General features: G+C 36.3%; 17 protein-coding genes and 1 pseudogene. 16 read left to right on the top strand and 2 right to left on the bottom strand.

From position 1 onward, the window contains the following. Positions 1–11: 11 nt before the first annotated feature. Positions 12–1,544, bottom strand: a complete 1,533-nt coding sequence (gene gpmI, locus I2490_RS10035; protein WP_206459555.1) for a 2,3-bisphosphoglycerate-independent phosphoglycerate mutase — start codon at positions 1,542–1,544, stop codon at positions 12–14. A 217-nt stretch (positions 1,545–1,761) separates the two neighbouring features. On the opposite strand from gpmI, the gene I2490_RS10030 reads away from it, so the two are divergent. From I2490_RS10030 to I2490_RS10020, 3 genes and pseudogenes are all read left to right on the top strand, one after another. Next, positions 1,762–3,363 carry a putative polysaccharide biosynthesis protein gene (locus I2490_RS10030; RefSeq protein ID WP_206459554.1) on the top strand — a complete coding sequence of 534 codons (1,602 nt, stop codon included), beginning with the start codon at positions 1,762–1,764 and terminating at the stop codon, positions 3,361–3,363. A gap of 20 nt (positions 3,364–3,383) precedes the next feature. Next, on the top strand, positions 3,384–6,911 hold the full coding sequence (gene addA / locus I2490_RS10025; protein ID WP_206459553.1) for a helicase-exonuclease AddAB subunit AddA: 3,528 nt from the start codon (positions 3,384–3,386) through the stop codon (positions 6,909–6,911). A gap of 179 nt (positions 6,912–7,090) precedes the next feature. Then, positions 7,091–8,454: pseudogene (locus tag I2490_RS10020) on the top strand (IS1182 family transposase). 154 nt (positions 8,455–8,608) lie between these two features. On the opposite strand, the gene gdhA reads toward I2490_RS10020, so the two are convergent. Beyond that, on the bottom strand, positions 8,609–9,952 hold the full coding sequence (gene gdhA, locus I2490_RS10015; protein WP_206459552.1) for an NADP-specific glutamate dehydrogenase: 1,344 nt from the start codon (positions 9,950–9,952) through the stop codon (positions 8,609–8,611). A gap of 346 nt (positions 9,953–10,298) precedes the next feature. Here gdhA and yhbY point away from each other — a divergent pair, with 346 nt between their 5' ends. From yhbY to I2490_RS17005, 13 genes are all read left to right on the top strand, one after another. Beyond that, positions 10,299–10,592, top strand: a complete 294-nt coding sequence (gene yhbY, locus I2490_RS10010) for a ribosome assembly RNA-binding protein YhbY (protein ID WP_206459551.1) — start codon at positions 10,299–10,301, stop codon at positions 10,590–10,592. A 62-nt stretch (positions 10,593–10,654) separates the two neighbouring features. Next, positions 10,655–11,314, top strand: coding sequence for a GntR family transcriptional regulator (locus I2490_RS10005; protein ID WP_206459550.1), 660 nt, complete (start codon positions 10,655–10,657; stop codon positions 11,312–11,314). Between the two features lie 409 nt (positions 11,315–11,723). After that, complete coding sequence (mgtE, locus tag I2490_RS10000; protein ID WP_206459549.1) at positions 11,724–13,097, top strand: magnesium transporter; 1,374 nt, start codon at positions 11,724–11,726, stop codon at positions 13,095–13,097. A gap of 90 nt (positions 13,098–13,187) precedes the next feature. Continuing rightward, the gene (locus I2490_RS09995) at positions 13,188–14,048 is read left to right on the top strand and encodes an NAD(P)H-hydrate dehydratase (RefSeq protein WP_206459548.1); all 861 of its coding nucleotides are present in this window, start codon (positions 13,188–13,190) and stop codon (positions 14,046–14,048) included. Between the two features lie 97 nt (positions 14,049–14,145). After that, entirely contained in the window at positions 14,146–14,421 is a 276-nt protein-coding gene (locus tag I2490_RS09990) for a CopG family ribbon-helix-helix protein (RefSeq protein ID WP_206459547.1), read from the top strand. Between the two features lie 5 nt (positions 14,422–14,426). After that, positions 14,427–14,777 carry a type II toxin-antitoxin system PemK/MazF family toxin gene (locus I2490_RS09985; RefSeq protein WP_206459546.1) on the top strand — a complete coding sequence of 117 codons (351 nt, stop codon included), beginning with the start codon at positions 14,427–14,429 and terminating at the stop codon, positions 14,775–14,777. A gap of 26 nt (positions 14,778–14,803) precedes the next feature. Further along, positions 14,804–15,235 carry a hypothetical protein gene (locus I2490_RS09980; RefSeq protein WP_206459545.1) on the top strand — a complete coding sequence of 144 codons (432 nt, stop codon included), beginning with the start codon at positions 14,804–14,806 and terminating at the stop codon, positions 15,233–15,235. Between the two features lie 226 nt (positions 15,236–15,461). Continuing rightward, positions 15,462–17,630 carry a DUF5693 family protein gene (locus tag I2490_RS09975; RefSeq protein WP_206459544.1) on the top strand — a complete coding sequence of 723 codons (2,169 nt, stop codon included), beginning with the start codon at positions 15,462–15,464 and terminating at the stop codon, positions 17,628–17,630. Beyond that, the gene (gene csaB / locus I2490_RS09970) at positions 17,630–18,751 is read left to right on the top strand and encodes a polysaccharide pyruvyl transferase CsaB (RefSeq protein ID WP_206459543.1); all 1,122 of its coding nucleotides are present in this window, start codon (positions 17,630–17,632) and stop codon (positions 18,749–18,751) included. The genes I2490_RS09975 and csaB overlap by 1 nt, the downstream gene beginning before the upstream one ends. 33 nt (positions 18,752–18,784) lie before the next feature. Further along, positions 18,785–19,540, top strand: a complete 756-nt coding sequence (locus I2490_RS09965; RefSeq protein ID WP_206459542.1) for a WecB/TagA/CpsF family glycosyltransferase — start codon at positions 18,785–18,787, stop codon at positions 19,538–19,540. 92 nt (positions 19,541–19,632) lie between these two features. Further along, positions 19,633–20,457 (top strand): transketolase, encoded by an 825-nt coding sequence (locus I2490_RS09960; protein WP_206459541.1) that lies wholly within the window; start codon positions 19,633–19,635, stop codon positions 20,455–20,457. Then, entirely contained in the window at positions 20,457–21,383 is a 927-nt protein-coding gene (locus I2490_RS09955; protein ID WP_206459540.1) for a transketolase family protein, read from the top strand. Before I2490_RS09960 ends, I2490_RS09955 begins: the two co-directional genes overlap by 1 nt. Positions 21,384–21,459: 76 nt before the next feature. Beyond that, entirely contained in the window at positions 21,460–21,939 is a 480-nt protein-coding gene (locus I2490_RS17005; protein ID WP_206459539.1) for a protease complex subunit PrcB family protein, read from the top strand. Positions 21,940–22,127 lie beyond the last annotated feature (188 nt).

Here is a 22,127-nt window from a genome sequence, read left to right as displayed (position 1 = left end):
CATTTAATATATTAATCAATAATTAAGCTGCTTCCAGTCATTTCTTCCGGTTTTTTCAATCCCATCAGGTCCAAAAGTGTTGGAGCAAGGTCTGCAAGTATGCCATGATCTTTCAGAGTCATTTCTTTTTCCGACATAACTAAAAGTGGAACCGGACTCAGTGAGTGCGCAGTCACTACATTCTCATTTTCATCAAGCATATAGTCGGCATTTCCATGATCTGCAGTCAAAAGCATTTGCCCATTATTCTTTTGAAGCGTTTTTGCAATTTCCCCAACACATTCATCCACTGTTTCAACTGCTTTTATTGCAGCATCCATCTCGCCCGTATGTCCTACCATATCGCAGTTTGCAAAGTTTAAAATAATCACATCATATGTTTTGGATTCAATTTGCTCGATAACGCGATCTGTCACTTCGTAGGCACTCATTTCCGGTTTTAAGTCATAAGTAGCAACCTTAGGAGAAGGGATTAAGATTCGATCTTCTCCTTTATTCGGAGCCTCAACACCGCCATTAAAAAAGAAAGTGACATGCGCATATTTTTCTGTTTCTGCAATACGAAGCTGATGCAAATCTAAGTCGGAAAGATATTCACCTAAGGTATTTTTTAAAGATTGAGGTGGAAAAGCGACCAAGACATTTGGCATTTCTGCATCGTATTGTGTAAAGCAGACATAACACAAATGATTCAATACTTTTTTTCGTGAAAAACCTGTAAAGGTAGAATCTACAAAGGCTCTGGTAATTTGTCTTGCACGGTCAGGTCGGAAATTAAAGAAAATAATGGAATCTTTATCATTTACCGTTGCTACAGGCTTATTGTTTTCTAAAATAACCGTTGGTCTTACAAACTCATCATTTTCATTTCTTTCATAAGCAGCAGAAAGGGCTTCGTGCACATTGTTGGCGATTTCCCCTTGTCCTAAAGTAAATGCGTTATAGGCCAATTCTTCTCGCTCCCAGCGACTATCACGATCCATTCCGTAATATCGACCACCGATTGTGGCAATCTTACCAATACCGATTTTTTCCATATGGTCTTCAAGCATAGAAAGATAGCGACCTGCGCATCTTGGCGGCACGTCTCTTCCGTCTAAAAGGCAATGAACAAAAACTTCAGAAATTCCTTTGCTTTTTGCAAGATCAAGCAATGCAAAGAGGTGATTGATATGACTGTGCACACCACCGTCAGATAAAAGACCTAATATATGAAGGGAAGAGTTGTTTTTCAATGAATGTTCCATAGCAGTAAGAATGGCTTCATTCTTTTGAAAGATGCCCTCTTTGATTGCTTTTGAAATTTTAGTCAGCTCTTGGTAGACGATGCGGCCTGCTCCTATATTGAGATGCCCTACTTCGGAGTTTCCCATTTGTCCTTCTGGAAGTCCTACATCTTCACCACTGGCACCAAGAAGTGTATTTGGAAAACGACAGAATAAATCATTCAAATTCGGTGTCTTTGCTTGCAAAATTGCATTACCATGAATAGATTTACGGTCGCCGAAACCATCTAAAATTAAAAGCATTGTCGTTTGTTTCATATTATAATACCTCGATTCTATTTATAATACGTCAATAGTATGAGCGTAAAAAGTTTTTTTCATAACCCATGCACATTATATCAAAAGAAATGTTTAAAATATATAGAAGAGTAGGGAAAAATTATATATAATAAAGCGTGACGTCAAATTGGATTGTATTAATATTTTTTAAAAATCAGAAAGGGGAAACGGAGTAATCTGTTTTAGAAAGAAACAAATGAGGAAGAAAACATTCTTAAAAGGTGCAGCAATATTGGGGATTGCAGGATTAATGGTACAAGTTATGGGGGCGATTTTCCGTATTCCGCTTGCGAATATTATCGGCGATGAAGGTATGGGATATTACCAAACCGCTTACCCGATTTACATATTTTTATTGGTATTTTCAACCAACGGAGCTCCGGCTGCGATATCGAAAATGGTTTCAGAGCGCATAGCGGTCGGAAAACATGCAGAGGCACATACTGTCTTTCGCATTTCCTTTCTTGTTATGCTCATTCTTGGCGTGGTATCTTCTGCGATTGTTTTTTTCGGAGCAAAGCCAATTGTAACAATGCTAGGAAATCCACATGCGTATTATGCAATGGCAGCCATTGCTCCGGCACTTTTGTTTGTTCCGATTATGGCTGTCTTTCGTGGTTATTTTCAGGGAATGCAGGAAATGGCACCAACGGCTTTTTCACAGCTGGTTGAGCAAGCCATTCGAGTTGGTATCGGGCTTATCTTAGCAGTGCTATTAGTGGAAAAAGGGATTGAGTATGCCGCAGGAGGGGCTTGCTTTGGTACAAGCATTGGTCCGATTGCCGGAACTTTAATTTTAATCATTGTGTATTTACGGAAAAGTAATAAAATTAAAAAGCAAATGCTTGCAGAAAATGTAGTTACAAAGGAATCATCCAAAAGTATTTTTAAGAGATTGGTTTATTTGACGGTTCCGATTACAATCGGGGTATCTATTTTACCAATTATGAATATAGCGGACGTTGGGATTGTAATGAATCGTATGCAAAGCATTGGTTTTAGCTATGAAGCGTCAAATGCCCTTTACGGGCAGTTAACTGGAATGGCTGGTCCGATTATTAACATTCCTCAGGCTTTAGCGTTAAGCATTGCATTGAGTATGGTACCGGCAGTTGCAGCAGCGCAAAGTACAAAGGACAAATCTTTTTTAAAGGATAATGTACGTTTAGGCTTCCGAACTGCAATGATGCTTGGAGTTCCATGTGCCTTTGGATTAATGAGTCTTTCAGAACCGATTATGCTGCTTCTGTATCCTATGCAGGCGGAAAGTGCAGCAAGTGCGGCACCAAGTTTGTTTTATTTATCGATTGGAATCGTTTTTTTGGCAATAGCACAAACAATGGCAGGTATCCTTCAGGGATTGGATAAGGCATCTGCTGCTGTATACTCTCTTTTGGCAGGATTGGTTGTAAAAATTATTTTAACTTATTTATTGACGGGAATTCCTCAATTAAACGTACAAGGCGCAGCAATTGGAAGTTCAGTAGCATACGGTGTGGTTGGAATTTTAAATTTATGGGCAGTTAAACGAGTGTGTGAAACAGAGTTTGATTGGAAGTTAACGGTTATAAAACCGATTTTATGCGGTATACTTATGAGCGTTTGTGTATTGATAAGCTACTCTTTGCTTATTGGTATTTTAGGAAATACTTTAGCAACTGCTTTATCCATTTGCGTTGGTGCCGGAGTGTATGGCATTTCATTGATTTTCAGTAAATCTATCTTACCAAATGAAATCAAAGCTTTACCTAAGGGGGAGATGTTATATCGTCTATTGCATAAAATTCATTTGATTTAGACGGTAGGAGGACATAGAAAATGAAATGGACAGAAGAACAAGAGAAAGCAATCCGATTACGTGAAAAAAATATTTTAGTTTCTGCAGCAGCAGGATCTGGAAAAACAGCTGTACTGGTTGAACGAATTAAAGGATTAATTCTAGAAGATGAAATTGATTTAAATCAAATGCTTATTGTTACCTTTAGTAATGCAGCAGCTGCGGAAATGAAAGAAAAGATTGTTCGAGCCATTTCAAATGAGATGGAAGAATTGGAACAAAATCAGAAAAAGGAATTATTTTTGCGCAGGCAGCTTAGCCTTATACATAAAGCAAATATCAGTACCTTTCATGCATTTGCCATGGAAGTGATACGTAGATATTTTCATTTTATTAATATTGAGCCTAATTTTAAGATTTGTGATGAAGCTCAAAAAACCATCTTGCAAGCAGAAGCAATGGAAGAATTATTCCATGAACGATTTCAAAGAAAGGACCAAGAGTTTCTTTCTTTTTTACGTGCATACGCCGGAAGTAAAAATGAAAAATCAGCGAAAGAAATGATTCTTTATACTTATCAGTTTATACAGAGTATACCAAATTCATTTGAATGGTTATCACAAAATGTTGGTAAACTGAAAGAAGGAATGGAAGAGTTTGAAAATAGTACTGTTTTTCAGCAATTAAAAGAAAATATCAATGATAAACTTTTCCTTTCTTTAAGTTATTTTAAGCAAGCTGAAAGCTTACTACTTGAATTTGGACTTGAGAGATTAAGTAAAAAGTGTGCTTTGGATATTTTCGAGTTGGAAGAAATGCAATCTGCCTTAAAAATACATTCTTTTGAAGATACGATGCAGAAGATGAATGCTTATAAAGGAAAATTTCAACGCCTTGTAGCAGGTAAGGATGAGAAGGAAATTTATCAAGAAATTAAGGACCGCGTAAGTGCATTTCGTGACAAAGGAAAAGAAATTTTTAATCGCCTTTGTGAACAATTTGGAACTCGTTCATTAAAAGAATTAACGGAAGAAATGCAAGAAACTTATCCATATGCAAACATACTTTATTGCTTAGTAGAAGATTTTGAGAAAAAATATACAGAAAGAAAACAGAAAAAAGGGTTAATTGACTTTAATGACATTGAACACCATGCTTTAAAAATTTTAGAACATGAAGAAGCTGCTTCCGAATACCGAGATAAATTCCGATACATATTTATTGATGAATACCAAGACAGTAACATAGTTCAGGAAACCTTAATCAATCGTATTAAAAGAGATAATAATGTGTTTATGGTAGGGGATGTCAAACAGAGTATTTATAAATTTCGGCTGGCAGAGCCGGAACTTTTTATCTGGAAATACGAATTATTTCAAAAAGGAACGAAAGAAGAAAATGAAAAAATTGATTTGAATCGAAACTTTCGAAGCAAAGACACCATTATTAATGGGAGTAATCATGTTTTTTCAAAGATCATGCAAAAGCGAACCACAGGTTTGGCATATGATAAAGATGCAGCCTTATATAAAGGGGTTAATTATGAAGGTGAATTGGCATATCCGTTATCTCTTCATGTAGTGGATGATGCACAAATTGAGGAAGAAGACATTGATGATCTCATCAAAGAAATGAAACGTGCAGAAGTGGAAGCTTATGCCGCTGTACAGATTATAAAAGAGGCAAAAGGAAAAGAAATTTTTGATTGCAAGAAAGAATGCGTACGTAACTTGGAGAACAGAGATATTGTAATTCTGTTAAGAGGAGCAAAAACGGATGGACAAATCTATTTTCAAGCACTAATGGATGCTGGAATTCCTGCGTTTGTTGATAACAGTGATGGGTATTTTGATACCGTAGAAATTCAGATTTTTTTAAATTTATTGCGACTGATTGATAATAAAAAACAAGATTTATGTCTGTTAAGTGTAATGCGATCTCCTATTTTTGATTTTACGATTGATGAAATGGCGAAAGTAAGAATTGCACATAAACAAGGCTCCTACTATGATGCTTTTTTACAGTATAGTCAGAATGGTGAACACGAAGGGCTGAGGCAAAAATGTAGTGTTGCTTTGAATGCATTGCAGCTTTGGGGGAAGATTGCGACATATATGTCTTTAGAAAATCTCCTTTGGAAGTTAATTGAAGAAACTGGATATTATCAATATATAGGAAGCATTCCAGGAGGAATTCAGCGGCAAGCAAATTTACGTTTTCTTGTTGATAAGGCAGTGCAGTATCAATCTTCTCAGGGTAAAGGTTTATTTTCTTTTATTCGTTATATAGAAGCATTACAGGAGAAAAAAATCAGTACGGGACAAGTAAAGCTCATTGGAGAAAACGATGACGTTGTACGTATTATGACCATACATAAGAGTAAGGGGCTTGAATTTCCTTTTGTTTTAGTAGGAGGATTAGCAAAGCGATTTCAATTGGGACAGAAATCCACCGCTTTGAGTTTAGATAAGGACTTAGGTATTGGTTTACGTTTGGTTGATGTTGAGAATCATTGTTATTGCAAAACAATCCTTCAATATTTAATGGATGAAAAAAAGAAAAAAGACGATATGGCGGAAGAAATTCGTATCCTATATGTAGCTTTTACACGTGCGATGGATGAACTTGTGCTTTTAGGAACTGTCACGGATATTGATAGAACTTTGGAAAAATATGAGTTAAGGGAATCAGAGGATGCAGCAGGTGCAAAATGTTATATGGATTTGATTTTTCCTGCCATTGTGGATTCTAATATAAAAATATTTCGTCATGATCGAAGCGGGATGAGTCTGATAAAAGAAGAGCTCGATATACAAAGAGAGGAGATTTCTTTTGCCCTTGCAAAGGGATTTTCTACGAATTTCAAAGAGGAAGATCAAAAGATGATCTATAGTCGCTTAGAATATCAATATCCTTATCTCTTTGCAAATCAGATGAAATCAAAGTATAGTGTATCCGAGCTTGCAAAAGAAAAGGTTGGGGAGGTAAGTAAAAGAAGAACAAATTTATCAAAAATGCCGCCTAAATTTTTGCAAGGGAAAAAGGTTTATTCTGGTGCAGAACGAGGAACCATTTTGCATCGTATTATGGAATACTTACCATTTCATGAGTTCCTTTTTTCACAAAAAGAAGACATGCCTGCAATCCGAAGAAAAATTTCTCAGTTCATTGAAAGTATGGTAGAACGAGAAATTCTGTTTGATGAAGAGGCACAAGTTGCTGACTTAGATAAACTTACCGCATTTTTTGTCTCTGATATTGGAAGAAGAGCTTGTAAAGCAAAGGAAATTTATAAAGAGGTTTCTTTTAATTTAAAAAAGAAGAAAGAAAAAGAAGATATTATTATCCAAGGCACCATTGATTGTTATTTTTTAGAAGACAATGAATATGTACTTTTGGATTATAAATCTAATTTTACGCAAGATACACAATCCTCACTTGAAGGAATAAAGAGGCAATATGAAGGGCAATTAGCTCTTTACAAGGAAGCATTGGAAAAAATAAAGGGGATTAAGGTAAAGGAAACTTATTTATATCTATTTTCCATTGACAAAGAGATTAGAATTTAGGACTTTTCTTCTTAGGTATCCTATAAACTATAAAAAGAAAAAGGATGGAAAAAATCCATCCTTTCAGACTGTAGACAAGGATATCTCTATCTTTGCCTACAGTTTTTTTTACATAATGTAATACATTTTATTGTATTTATGGTAAAATATATGTATAAATACATGGAGGTATTTGCTTTATGATGGGTAAGAAAGATTTATTAGGTCGTGATCAATTTCAAATGGTAACCTTGAATTCTCTTGTTCCACAAGATCATATTATTCGTAAGATAGATACTGCGATTAATCTCTCTTTCATTTATGACCTTGTAAAAGATTTGTATTCTGATGTGGGAAAAGAAAGCATCGACCCTGTCGTCTTAATTAAAATTACCCTCATTCAATATACCTTTGGTATTCGATCCATGAGGCAGACCATTAAAGAAATTCAAACGAATGTAGCTTATCGATGGTATCTTGGTTATAGTTTAGAGGAAGAAATTCCTCACTTTTCTACCTTTGGTAAAAACTACTCTCGTCGGTTTCAAAATACTGACTTATTCGAACAAATCTTTCAAAGAGTCATTGCTGAAATTATGGAATATGAATTCATTAATTCAGAAAGCATTTTCATTGACGGTACACATATTAAAGCAAGTGCAAATAACCATAACAGTGAAAAAGAAACCGTTTTGGAATCCGTTAAATACTATGAAAAAGAACTAATGAAAGAAATTAACGAAGATCGCATTGAACGAGGAAAACAAGCTTGTAAAAAAAAACGGAAGCCAAAGAAAAGACAAAAGTAATCAAGAAAAGTACCGTAGATCCGGATTGCGGTGTATTTCATAAAGGAAAGCATAAGGTAGTATTTGCTTATGCTGCAAATGTAGCTTGCGATCGAAACAATTACATACTTGCTTTTCATACAAATCCAGGAAATGTACATGACTCAGTTGCATTCCCAAAGATTTATGAAAAAGTAAAAAGATATAAAGGTGTAAAAAATATTGTAATGGATTCCGGATATAAAACACCTGCAATTGCTAGAGAAATACTCAAAGATAAACGAATTCCTATCCTACCATACAAACGACCTATGACAAAAAATGGTTATTTTAAAAAACACGAATATGCTTATGATGAATACTATGATTGCTTTGTATGCCCAGAAAACCAAGTGTTAAACTATACTACAACAAATAGAGAAGGGTATCGGGAATATAAGAGTAAAGGAGAAATTTGCAAGAGTTGCCCTTCCTTATCAGAATGCACAGCAAGTAAAGACCATGTAAAAGTAGTCACACGTCATATATGGGAAAACTACATAGAGCAATGTGAGGACATTCGTCATACTCCAAAGTATCGAGATCTTTACAAACTACGGAGTCAAACCATTGAGCGAGTCTTTGCAGATGCAAAAGAAAAACATAATATGCGTTATACACAATATCGAGGGATTCAGAAGATAGAAATGGAACTGAATCTTCTTTTTGCGTCCATGAATCTAAAAAAACTAGCAACATGGATTCATAAATCTGAAAGAAGGAATCAAATGGCATAGAGATATCCTTTTATTTTTTCTTTTTTTAAAAGCTTTATAGAAAAAATAGAAAATACCTTGCAGAAATTATAAGAATATAAATTTAGCAAGGTATTTTGTCTACAGTCTGAAAGGATGGAAAAAATCCATCCTTTTTTTATTTTTAAGGTTTTAATTAAACGACACCTTGTGCCATCATAGCCTGTGCTACTTTTAAGAATCCAGCAATGTTTGCACCTGCAACCAGGTTATAACCAAAGCCATATTCATTGGAAGCTTCTTCACAAGCATCATGAATGTGCTGCATAATTCCTTCTAACTGTGCATATACCTGTTCAGCAGTATAAGGCATCTTTAAGGAGTTTTGGCTCATTTCAATTGCAGAGCAAGCTACACCGCCTGCATTTGCAGCTTTGGAAGGTCCAACAATGATACCGCTGTCCTGTAAGTATTTAAGAGCTTCATTTGTAGTAGGCATATTTGCACCTTCACAAACGAATTTTGTGCCATTAGCAACAATTTTCTTAGCATCTTCGATGTGAATTTCGTTCTGAGTTGCGCATGGAATGTATAAGTCTGCTTTTACACCCCAAGGCTTTTCACCAGGGAAGAACTTAGCGTTAGGGAACTTCTCTGCATAAGGAGCAACGATGTTCTTTCCGCTTCCTCTTAATTCAAGCATGTAGTCAACTTTTTCTCCGGATATACCTTCTTCATCCAGAATGTAACCGTCTGGACCGGAAATTGTAATTAACTTAGCACCTAATTCATTTAATTTTGTTGCAGTACCCCAAGATACATTACCAAAACCAGAAATAACAACTGTTTTACCAGCAAGTGATTCGCCGTTTGCTTTCAGCATATTTCTTGCAAAGAATACAATACCAAATCCAGTTGCTTCGGTTCTGCCAAGAAGACCACCGTAAGGAATGCCTTTTCCGGTTAAAACACCTTCAAATCTGTTAGCTAATCTCTTGTACTGACCGTATAAGTAACCAATTTCTCTTGCACCTACGCCGATGTCTCCTGCCGGAACATCAGTTTCAGGTCCGATATGTCTAAATAATTCGGTCATAAAGCTTTGGCAGAATCTCATGATTTCAGCATCAGATTTTCCGTTTGGATTGAAATCGGAACCACCCTTGCCGCCGCCAATTGGAAGACCGGTTAGTGAGTTTTTGAAAATTTGTTCAAATCCTAAGAATTTGATGATACCTGGGTATACATTGGATGCAAAACGAAGGCCGCCTTTGTAAGGGCCGATTGCACTATTAAATTGGTATCTGTAACCTCTGTTAACTTGTACTTTGCCATTGTCATCCACCCAAGTTACGCGGAAGCTAATGCCTCTTTCTGGTTCAATGAGTCTTTCGATCAGTCCGGCTTCAATGTATTCCGGATGTTTCTCAAGAACCGGTTCTAAAGAAGTTAATACTTCTTCCACTGTCTGGAGAAATTCAGGCTCACCTGGGTTTCTCTTTGCTGCAATATCAATGTACTTCTGAACGATACTTGCCATTTTTTGTCTCCTCTTTCTGTTTAAAATTAAAAATGTGCGATTTTCAGATTGAATTTTCTCCGCAATTTCAATTTATCACACTAGATTTTTATAGTCAATAGCAAGAAACACAAAAAATGTAAAACTATTTTTAAAAAATCAAAGAATAATAATTAGGTGAAAATTATATATTGAAAATTCAACCTTTTTGAGAAATATTCCGTTCTAATTAAAAAAAACCATAAAAATTTTTTTTAATGAAAAATTAATTCTAACTGAAAATATTTATATTCGCTTGAATTGAATGAAGCAAAGCGTTATACTAAATGAATTAAAATAGGTATAATGAAAGGAAATCTATTATTATATGATAACTACCAAACAAAGAAGTTTTTTAAAAAGTCTTGCGCATGATTTGGATCCTACTGTATATATCGGTAAATCAGGTGTTACTGAGAACATAATAAAAGAAATGGATACTGGATTTGAATGTAGAGAGCTGGTAAAAGTAAAAATTCAAGAAGGATGCGATTTAAAGCCGAAAGAAGTGGCAAATGATATCGCAAATAAATTAAATGCAGAATTCGTACAAGCCATTGGAAAAAAATTTACTTTATATCGTCAATCAAAGGATCGTAAGCAAATTGTGCTTCCTAAATAATGAGTATCATTTTATAAAAGTAAGTATGTTATAAAAAAATAGAAAGTGAGATTTGGAATTTTATGGAAGTGTATTTATCCTTAAAAGACCACGTTTATAATTACATTGCGGAAGAGATTAATAAGGGGAATTTAAAACCGGAAGAAAAAATTAATGAACAAAAGATAAGTGATCTTTTAAACATTAGTCGTACACCTGTTAGAGAAGCATTAATACAGTTGGCCAGTGAAGGTTTTTTGGAGAATGTGCCTAGAAAAGGTTTTCTGATTCGACCTTTGAGTGAAAAAGAAGCGGGAGAAATTTATTTGATTTTAGGTGTACTGGACGGTCTTGCTGTTTCATTGGCATGTCCGCGCATTACGGAAAAAGAAATTCGAGATATGCAATTTTACATTGGAAGTATGAGTCTTGCAATTGATTCAGGTAATTTTGATATGTATTATAGGCAACAAGAAGAATTTCACCAAATTTATTTAAATCTTTGTGGAAATGAAAGCTTAATCAATTTAATGAATCGAACAAAGAAAAAATTTCTCAAAAAATCCTATATTATGGATGTAGGTGATGCTGCAGACGATAACGTTAAGGAAGTTCTTCGAAGTACAAACGATGAACACCGTACGATGCTCACTTTGTTTGAACAGAAAAACGCATTAGAGTTAGAACGTTTCATGAAAGAGGTTCATTGGAAACCAGATCTTGCTTATATGGAAACGATATAGTGAATTTTAAATATGTTCAAAATTGTAAAAGTGTATAAAAATACCTGGAACGCAGTTTCAGGTATTTTTTTTAATATCAAATATCATCTCTATTTTATCTAAAAAAATAAGTTATGATTTTTCAAAAACAAATTTTTTGTAATAGCTTGCAAAAAAAACGTAGTTTAGGTATAATTTCAGAGTTGATGTATAACATAATTTCGAAAAAAAGGAGTGAGAGTAGATGGAAACAGTTCCGAGTCATAAACAAATGTATGGTGAACTGAATAATAGTAATAAGTCCCTGCTTTCGCTTTGTCTTTTTTTGAGATAGGATTCTCTATCTTTCTATAAAATTCATTGTTTTCAGCAGGGAAAATCCCAAAGATAAGTTGAAGTTAGCTTTGACAAATTCGAAAGGAGAAAACCAATGGAAAACGAAAAAATGAATCAAATTATTGAAAACGTATTGGCGTTATTAGAAGATAAAAAATACGTAAAAGCCCGAGAAGAAGTCTTACAATTAAATGAGGTTGACATTGCAGAGGTCATAGAAGAAATTATTGACGAGCTTGATATTGACAAGGCCGTTGTTTTGTTTCGCTCTTTTCCTAAAAACATTGCTGCGGAAGTGTTTTCATATTTACCTTCTGATGATCAAGTTAATATTATTTCTGCAATTACCGATAAGGAAATTCAACACATTGTCGATGAATTAGCGTTTGATGATATGATTGACTTATTAGAAGAGCTACCGGCTAATGTTGTCGATAAGATTCTAGAGCATGCTACAAAAGCAGAAAGAAAGCTCATTAATACATTTCTAAATTATCCGGAAACCAGTGCAGGGAGTTTAATGACCATTGACTATATCAGTCTTCGGAAAGATATGACCATTTCGGAAGCAATGGCTCATATTAAAGAGGTCGGTATGGATAGTGAAACTGTTTATACCTGCTATGTGAAGGACAAAGAAAGAAAACTTTTAGGAATCGTTTCCCTACGTACCTTAGTTGTAGCACCTGATCATGATTTGGTAGAAAAATACATGCATGAAGATATGGTTTATGTTAATGCCTTAGACGATCAGGAAGACGTATCTAATATCTTTAAAAAATATGGGTATTTAGCACTGCCTGTTGTTGATAATGAGCATCGTCTTGTTGGAATTATTACCTTTGATGATATTTTAGATGTCATTGATGAAGAGACAACAGAAGACTTTGAAAGAATGGCGGGCGTTATTGATGATAGTGACATGGAATACTTAGACATGAGCGTATGGCGTCATATAAAAAACAGAATACCTTGGCTTTTTGTCTTGATGTGTTCCTATGTGATTACAGGAGGTATCATTTCAAGTTTTGAAGGGGTACTTTCTAAAGTAATTTCTTTGGTTGCTTATATGCCAATGCTAATGGGTACCGGTGGAAATTCCGGTTCTCAATCTGCAACGTTAGTGATTCGTGGTATGGCAGTAGACGATATTCATCTTTCAGATGCATGGAAGGTACTTTGGAAAGAAATCAGAATTAGTTTTTTAATTGGCATTGTTTTAAGTGCTTTAAATTTTGCAAGAATTTGTTGGATGGATCAGGAAGGAATTTGGGTTGCTTTAACGGTAAGCGGTGCGATGCTCGTTATTGTAGTTGCAGCAAAATCAATCGGAAGCATGCTTCCGATGGCTGCCAAAAAAGTCGGTATTGACCCCGCTTTGATGGCTAGCCCTATGATTTCGTCTTTGACAGATATGGTATCTGTGGTTACTTATTTTGCAATGGCGACTTGGATATTAGGTATATAATAAACGAAATAAGAAATAAAAAGAACCCGTTGTGTGAAAGCAGACGGGTTCTATGTACATTTAGAAAAAATTAAAGAAGGAGATAAGAAAATGGAAAAACCTTGTTTAATTACAGCTTCATTTGTCAATACTTTTCTTAAGAAGCGAGAAAGGGAATTACATAAAGGAGATTGCGGAACGGTTTTAATCATAGCGGGCTCCTTTGGGATGGCAGGTGCAGCAGTGTTATGTGCACGTGGTGCTTTGCGAAGCGGAGCGGGACTAGTACGAATATCGGTACCGGAGTTTCTTTTCCCTATCATGCAGACAAGCATAGTGGAAGCTACTTGTTTGACTCGCGAATTAACCCATGAGATGATTTCGGGCCTGGATGCGATTGCCATTGGACCGGGATTGGGGAAGGAGGATGACTATGGTTCCTTAATTCGTAAGGTGTTACAGGGTTGCAACGGAACGGTTGTTTTGGATGCCGATGCACTCAATCTAATAGCGAAAGATCGGACGATTCTTCATAATAAAAAAGCAAATTTAATCTTAACACCTCATCCGGGTGAGGCTGGACGACTCCTCGGAAAAAGTGCAAAAGAAATAAATGAAAATCGTGAAAGTGCTGTAAGAGAGCTAGCAGAGTCTTTTAAGGGGATTGTAGTGTTAAAAGGTTCAGGAACCCTTGTGGCAACACCAGAGGGAAAAACATATATTAACACAACAGGAAATCCCGGAATGGCGACGGGAGGATGTGGAGATGTTCTATCTGGCGTCATTGCAGCACTGGCAGGACAAGGTTGTTCGCCAGAACAAGCTGCTACAGCAGGCGTTTATCTTCATGGAAAGTCTGGAGATTTAGGCGCTGAAATGTTGGGAGAGTATGGTTTGACAGCATCGGACATCGCTTCGATGATGGCACTTGCTATAAAGAAAACTTTAGAGGAGCAGAATTTGGAGAAATAAGGCATTTGACACCAAACGACAAAGTATATATAATCAGATATATAAACGTATATCGCTTATATAACTTATGGATGTTTAAAAATGAGGTGAATGCAGTATGTCGAATTCAAAGCGAATCATATTGAGCTTGAAGCCAGAAATGCTCTGCGAGGTCGATGCACAATCTAAAATAAGAAAAATGAATAGAAGCGAATGGATTCGAGAGGCAATCGCCCTATATCTGAAAGAGGGAGAAAAAATTCGAATCAGAGAACAGATGAGGAATGGGTACCAGGAAATGGGACTGTTAAATCTTCAACTTTCCGAGGAGGGATTGGCCCAGGATCAAAAGGATTTTGCTTTCTATGAAAATAGACTGAATATTGGAGAGTGAATGACTTGATTGTAAAAAAAGGTGATATCTTTTTTGCCGACTTAAGTCCGGTCATAGGCTCAGAGCAAGGCGGTGTACGTCCTGTGCTCGTGGTGCAAAATGACGTTGGTAATAAATATAGCCCTACGATTATTGTAGCGGCAGTAACTTCTCAGATTAACAAAGCGAAGTTACCCACACACGTGGAAATTAAAGCGAAAGAACACGGTTTAAATAAAGATTCTGTGATTTTGCTTGAACAACTTAGAACAATCGACAAAAAAAGATTGCGAGAAAAAATAGGTCATGTGGATGATGCGGTTATGGAAGAGACCGAAAAGGCTCTTACCATAAGTCTGGGAATGATTGATTTTTAATACGAAAGAGGAAAAGGAGTAACTTCATGAAAAAGAAATGGGCAACTGTTTTAATTGCGACATTATTGGTAGTATCGTTTTCTGTGATAGCAGCTACGGCTGCTGGATCACCCGGCTCAGAGGATGATCCGGTAGTTACAAAAAGTTATGTGGACGATAAAATTGCAAGCTTATCGCAGGGAGGGACTTCTGCGGCAACGTATAAGGCCATTTCTGTCGAAGCCGGTCAGACACTTTTGGGTAAAGAAGGAACGGAAATCATTCTGCGAAGCGGTGAGGCAACCGCTTTGGATAATGGTACCAATGGGATTTCTGATGTAACGGCAGGGACAGATCTTTGGAGCGGTAATGCAGTTGCTGCCAATCATTTGCTTTTAGTACCTCGTGAAGATGGAAGAGGAATTAAAGCAAAAACCATTATTTGGGTTATGGTTCGCGGAGGTTACACCATTCAATAATAAAAAAATATTGCTTATACAGACCGGTGCCAGTGCCTTTTCGCTGATATCGGTCTTTTTTCGTTATGTATTTTATTTTTTTGTTAGATTTTTCTTTTGTTTGTCAGGAAGTATTTACTCTTTGACAAAAAAACAGTAAAATGTATTTTGGCATTGCTTGTCCTGAAGCTGAATAAATAAAGTTCAGTTTGAGATAAAAAACAAAGATAACTAAAAGGAGATTGGGATGAGAACGTTTTTGAAAGAGAATAGAATTCTATTATTTTTTGTAGCAATCGGTTTGCTTGCCGCTATCGTTGCCTTAGGCGGTCGTATGCAAACAGAGGCAAAGAATAAAAATTATGATGTAGTATTGGATTATCAGGAGATTGAAAATATGGCAGCACAGTCTGATGAAAATTTAGACTGGTGGTTTGCGCAGTTTCAAGAGATGGGCATTAACAAGGTTGGGGTACTTGAAGAGAGTCTTAATACCATTATGGAATATACTCAAATGCCTGTTTCCGCTAACGTAATGTATCAAATTACAAAAGATGCATCTTGGAAAAATGAATATCCACAAAGTTTTATTGCAGAAATGGAAGCAAGAGGATATGACGATTACGATGTATTAGTAGAGAGTAATTCCAAAGACTCTTTTTTGTTTATTACTAAGGCATTCGAAATGCGTTGGGATAAGAAAAGATATTTGATTCAGGAAACGGAAAATGGTGGGTACATATGGATTGATGGTACAGCTAAAGATGCATTGTATTCTGAAAAATATAAGAATATGGATTCGGCTCGAAAAGGATTTTCGGAGCAAGACGAAGTGGTCAGCTCCAGAATTATGTATTTGAGTCTTGGACTTCTTCCGGAGCGTTTGCAACGATTGGAAGAAGAGGGATTGGAGGTTATTCCACGTACGGCTAGCTATAAAGGTTGGAACGATACACGTTATGCCAAAGCTGTTTTAGAAGGGTATCAAAAACTTAAAAAGGTACCGACTTATATGATTGTTGCAGGTGAGGCTGCTATTGGAAGTGATGATGGAACTGATCTTTTGACGAATTATATTAAGGATACAGGGGTTGCCATTTCTTTAATCGAAAATACGACACAGCTTCAGAATATTTTACAAGCAGGTCTTGATGAGGTTGTGTGGAAATCAGGTTACCAGGCTGTTCGTGTGTTCAGCGTCTGGGATTATATTCAAAATCGTTATCAATATTACGGATATGAAGGTGCCAAAGAAATTGAAAACACATTATTTCGAGCAATTACAGAACGAAATATTCGTGTCATTTATTATAAACCAATTCGCGAATTTAAGGACTATCATGTTTATGTAACGGATATCGATGAATATAAGACGATGTTTGAGAACTTGAATACTCGTTTACAGCGTCACGGAATTGAAATAGGGCAAGCTTCCGTAATGGATGTTTATTCCGTTCGACGTCTTTTGAAGGTGCTTATTGGATTTGGATGTGCGGCTGCAGCAATACTTTTGCTTGGAAGCTTTTTGCCGATAAAGAGAAAGCTATCCTTAGCGTTATTTACGCTTGGGGCCATTGGTGTTTTGGGAGCTTACGTGGTAATGCCAACCTTAGCACAACTTCTCAGCAGTTTTGCGGCAGCGGTTGTATTTCCTTGCTTAGCGGTGGTATACCTAATACGAAAAGGAAAAGGATATGCAGATTTGCAAAATGAAACTGTTCGAATCGATAAAATCATAGGTCTTTCAGCATTATCTCTGGCGATTGGAGTATTGATATCTTTGGCAGGGGGAATGATGACAGCGGCACCACTTTCAGAAATAAATTTTATGATGGAAATTGACATTTTCCGTGGTGTAAAAGCAGCGCAGCTTTTACCGTTAGCATTTTTCATTGTGGCATATTTGGCTTATTTTGGATTTGGTAAAAAGAAAACAGTTGTGGGACGTTTGGAGTTTCATGACATTAAAGATATGATGACGACAAACATTCAAGTTTGGATGGTTGCATTAGGGGTGTTAATGGCAGGAGTCGGAGCTTATTACATCATCCGTACTGGACATGACACTGCTGTACAACCTTCCACATTAGAAATGTTGTTCCGAAATGAATTAGAAGACTTATTATTGGCAAGACCGAGGAATAAGGAATTTTTGTTTGCATTTCCTGCGGTAATGATGCTTATTTATTCGTGCTTCCGAAAGTTTAAGTTGTGGACTGTTTTATTTGGAGTTTGCTCGGTTATTGGTATGACTTCAGTTGTAAATACCTTTATGCATATTCGTACACCACTTTATTTAGGTTTTGCAAGAACAGCATATTCTTTATGCTTTGGTGTTATCATAGGAATAGTTGGAATTGCATTGTTTGAAGTTTTCTATCGACTATATAAAAAAGCGGAGGCAAAGTTTTCTTAATGTATAAAATATTAATTTCCGGCTATTATGGCTTTAATAATATAGGAGATGAATCCATTCTTCGTGCCGTGATTGCAAGCTTAAAATTAAAACTACCTGATATTGATATTACGGTGCTTTCGAAGAACCCGGAATCGACCGCTGAACGCTATCAAGTAAAATCGGTAAATCGCAAATCCATATCGGCTATTTTAAATGCAGTTAGAGAGTGTGATTTGTTGATTAGTGGCGGCGGCAGCTTGCTTCAGGATGTAACAAGCAAGCGAAGCATTCTTTATTATTTACTAATTATGTGGTTAGGGATTCTTCTTCGTAAGAAAGTTTTCATTTATAGTCAGGGAATTGGACCGATTGTATCAAAATTAAATCGTAGATTAACCGCATGGACTTTACGAAGAGCAGATGGTATTGTAGTAAGAGACAAAGCATCAAAGGAATTACTGGTAGAAATCGGTTTGCCGTCTCAAAAAATATATGTAACAACAGATCCGGTACTTCGAATTCCAAAGGCTGACTTGAAAAAAGGACAGCAAATATTGGAAAAAGAAGGAATTACTCTAGATAAAAACAAAATAACGGTTGGATTTGCGATTCGTGAACGAAAAATTAACAGTTGTTTTGTTAATGAACTATGTACTTCTATTCGAAGATTGATTGCGGAAAAAGACGCACAAATTGTATTGATTCCGTTTCATTATTCAGAGGATATGGCAGTTATTGATGAAATAGAAAAAAGATTGTCCGGTGAGGTAGGATGCGTAAAGCATAAATATTTGACAGAAGAGATGATGAGTATTATAGGAAATATGGATGTATTGGTTGGCGTTAGACTACACTCTATCATTCATGCTGCAGTTATGGACATTCCAATTATTGCGATTTCTTATGATCCTAAAATCAATTCTTTTATGCATTCCATTGATATGAAAGCGATGAGCAGTATTTATGACTTTAAAAGTGATTTTTTTATAGAAGAATTTGAAAAGACAATAAAAAATCAAGAAGAAATTCGAATGCGAGTTCGGAAGTCTATGAAGGAACTTTTAATGAAATTGGATACGAATGAAGAGTTGATTCTTGCAATTATGGAAAATAGAAAGGAAAGGCCTCCGATTTCATAGCAATTTACGAATCATTGGAAAAGAGGAATAAGTATGGAAGAAAGAGAAATATTGGATATATTAGGAATTTCCGTAGACAAGGTTGATATGCGTAAAGCGATTTCTATTTTTTCAAATTTAATGGAGACCGAGGAATGCAGCTTGATTGTAACGCCCAATTCGGAGATTATTATGAACGCAACAAAAGATGAATCACTGCGTAAAATTATTGCATCAGCGGATTTAGTCATCCCGGATGGAATTGGACTTGTCTATGCATCAAAATTATTAGGACAACCATTAAAAGAGAGAGTAACGGGAATTGATTTTATGGAAATGATTTTAATTTGGTTGCAGGAGAATGAAAAATCTATCTATTTATTTGGAAGTAAACCTGAAAATGAAGAACGAGAAGCAGTTTGTGATCTTGCAGCAAAAAAGAAACAGATACAATATCCAAATTTAAAAATTGCAGGAACACACCACGGATATTTTAAGCCGGAAGAAGAAAATTCTATCGTGGAGCATATTAATGCTTCTGGCGCTGACTTTTTATGTGTTGCTTTAGGGTCCCCGAAGCAAGAAGAATTTATTGCACGACACAGAGAGAGTCTTAAGGTGAAAGCTGCAATTGGTGTAGGTGGTAGCTTTGATGTTTGGGCAGGCACATTGAAACGTGCACCTGAATTTTACCAAAATCATGGATTGGAATGGCTTTATCGTTTTATTCAAGAGCCTACCCGTTATAAAAGAATGGCTGCTTTGCCTACCTTTATGATAAAGGTTATGGCAGCTAAAACGAAAGCTTAACGCTTAAATTTGTTATTTTTATATAGAATTTGGTTGAATAGAAAAGAACCATTGTTCAACCATAAATGCAGAGAAGAGGAGAGAAACAAAAAATGACAGTGAATTATGGTGAGCTGGCCAAGAAGGCAGCAGACATCAGAGTCGACATTATTAAAGGTGTGTTTTCTGCAAATTCAGGACACCCCGGTGGGTCGTTATCTGCGGCAGATATTTTAGCAGTGTTGTATTTTCATGAAATGAAGATTGATCCGAAAAACCCGAAATGGGAAGAAAGAGATAAGTTTGTATTATCAAAAGGTCATGCAGCACCAGTACTTTATGCAGCATTAGCGGAAAGAGGTTATTTTGAAAAGGAAAGCCTTACAACGTTACGTCATATAGGAAGCAAATTACAAGGGCATCCTGACTGTAAAAAGGTACCCGGAGTAGAAATGTCAACCGGGTCTTTGGGACAGGGATTGTCTGCAGCTGTTGGTATGGCTTTGGCAAATAAACTTGATAAAAAGGAAAACCGTGTTTATGCGCTTTTGGGTGATGGAGAAATTCAAGAAGGAATTATTTGGGAAGCAGCAATGTCAGCGGCACATTATAAGTTAGATAATCTCTGTGCTGTTTTGGATTGGAATGGTTTACAGATTGATGGGAAAAACGATGTTGTAATGAAGGTTACACCAATTGATGAAAAATTTAAAGCATTTGGTTGGAATGTCATTGCCATTGATGGACATAATCTTGAAGAAATTATAAAAGGTTTTGAAAAGGCGAGAGAAAGTAAGGGAATGCCGACACTGCTTCTAGCAAAAACAGTGAAAGGGAAAGGCGTTTCCTTCATGGAAAACGAGGCTGGTTGGCATGGAAAGGCACCAAGTGAAGAGCAAGCAAAACAAGCGGTGCAAGAGTTAGGAGGCACATGGTAATGGCAGAAAAAATGGCAACAAGACAAGCGTACGGGGAAGCGTTAGCGGAACTGGGAGCAAAAAATCCAAACATTGTTGTTTTGGATGCAGACCTATCTAAGTCTACAATGACAGTAAATTTTTCAAAAGCATTCCCAGATCGTTTTCTAAATATGGGCATAGCAGAACAAAATATGTATGGGGTTGCAGCAGGACTTGCACTATCCGGAAAAATTCCATTTGCAAGTACCTTTGCAATGTTCGCGGCAGGAAGAGCTTTTGAAATTATACGTAATTCTATTGGTTACCCAAAAGCAAATGTAAAAATTTGTGCAACGCATGCTGGTGTAACGGTAGGAGAGGATGGGGCAAGTCACCAAGCGATTGAAGACATTGCTTTAATGCGTACTATACCTGGAATGACTGTGCTTAATCCAGCAGATGGTGTTTCTGCAAAGAAACTTTTGGAAGATGCAGCATCATTGAATGGACCTGTATATGTTCGGCTTGGACGAGCTGCTGTACCAATGCTTTATAATGAGGATACAAAAGTTGAAATTGGAAAAGGAAATTGTGTGAAAGACGGAAATGATTACACAGTGATTGCTACCGGTATTATGGTTAATGAGGCCTTGATTGCGGCAAAACAATTGGAAGAAGAAGGAGTTCAGGTACGTGTGATTGACATGCATACCATAAAGCCAATTGATCAGGAAATTATCATAAAAGCAGCAAAAGAAACCAAAGGTATTGTTACTGCTGAAGAGCATTCCATTATTGGAGGACTTGGTTCTGCGGTTTCGGAAGTTGTAACACAGAATTGCCCAGTTAAAATGAAGTTGATTGGTGTAAAAGATTGCTTCGGAGAGTCCGGCAAACCTGCAGAATTAATGGAAAAATATGGATTAACTGCAAAAGATATTTATGAGGCAGTAAAGAGCCTATAAATAAAAAATAGTACGAATAATAAACTCCCTTCCCGAATAGATTGAAGTAAGATTAACGGAGGAGGGAGTTTTTATTGTGGGAAAGATTGGTATCTTACAAAAAATAAAAATGCCGAAAAAGAATACGGCAATAAAATGGATGATTCTTATTTTGTTGATCATTGTCGTGGTTGCCGCGGCTTTGTACATGTTTAAAGGTGAGGATAACGTGGAATTTAGAATTTTAGGTGAGAAAGAAATCCCAGCACAAATAACCAGTCAGGTGATACCGGAGTACCGGCAATTAGAACGGGCGTTGGCATGTGTAGTAGACGATAAGGTATATGTAATGGCTTCCCGTGGTGAAAAACCAACCTCTGGTTATGAAATTCAGATTGAAAAAATGAAATTATCTGATAAGAATGGAGTCAATCTTTTAACTGTGTATACACAATTTAAAGATCCTCAGCCTGGAACGGCTCTGACGCAGGCATTGACTTATCCAATTCAAATTGCAGAGACTGATCTTACGGCATTGCCGGATCAAATTGAGTTAAAAGTGCAATATGTAGAATAGTTGCATTGGCTTCCATTAAAAAACACTGAAGGTTACTTTGTAAAACCCTCAGTGTTTTTTTTATAAGGGAAAAGCGGTTTCTATTAATTAAATGAAAATAGGTATTTTTTATTAAAAGATAAATTTAAAATTTTATAAATAATTTTTATGAAACACATTAACATATAATTTTAATTATGGTAAAATAT

Origin of the sequence: Anaerovorax sp. IOR16, from assembly GCF_017168145.1 — a bacterium.
Lineage (GTDB): Bacteria > Bacillota > Clostridia > Peptostreptococcales > Anaerovoracaceae > IOR16.
The sequence above is the reverse complement of the archived record's forward strand: the minus strand, read 5'-3'. Positions and strand labels throughout refer to the sequence as shown.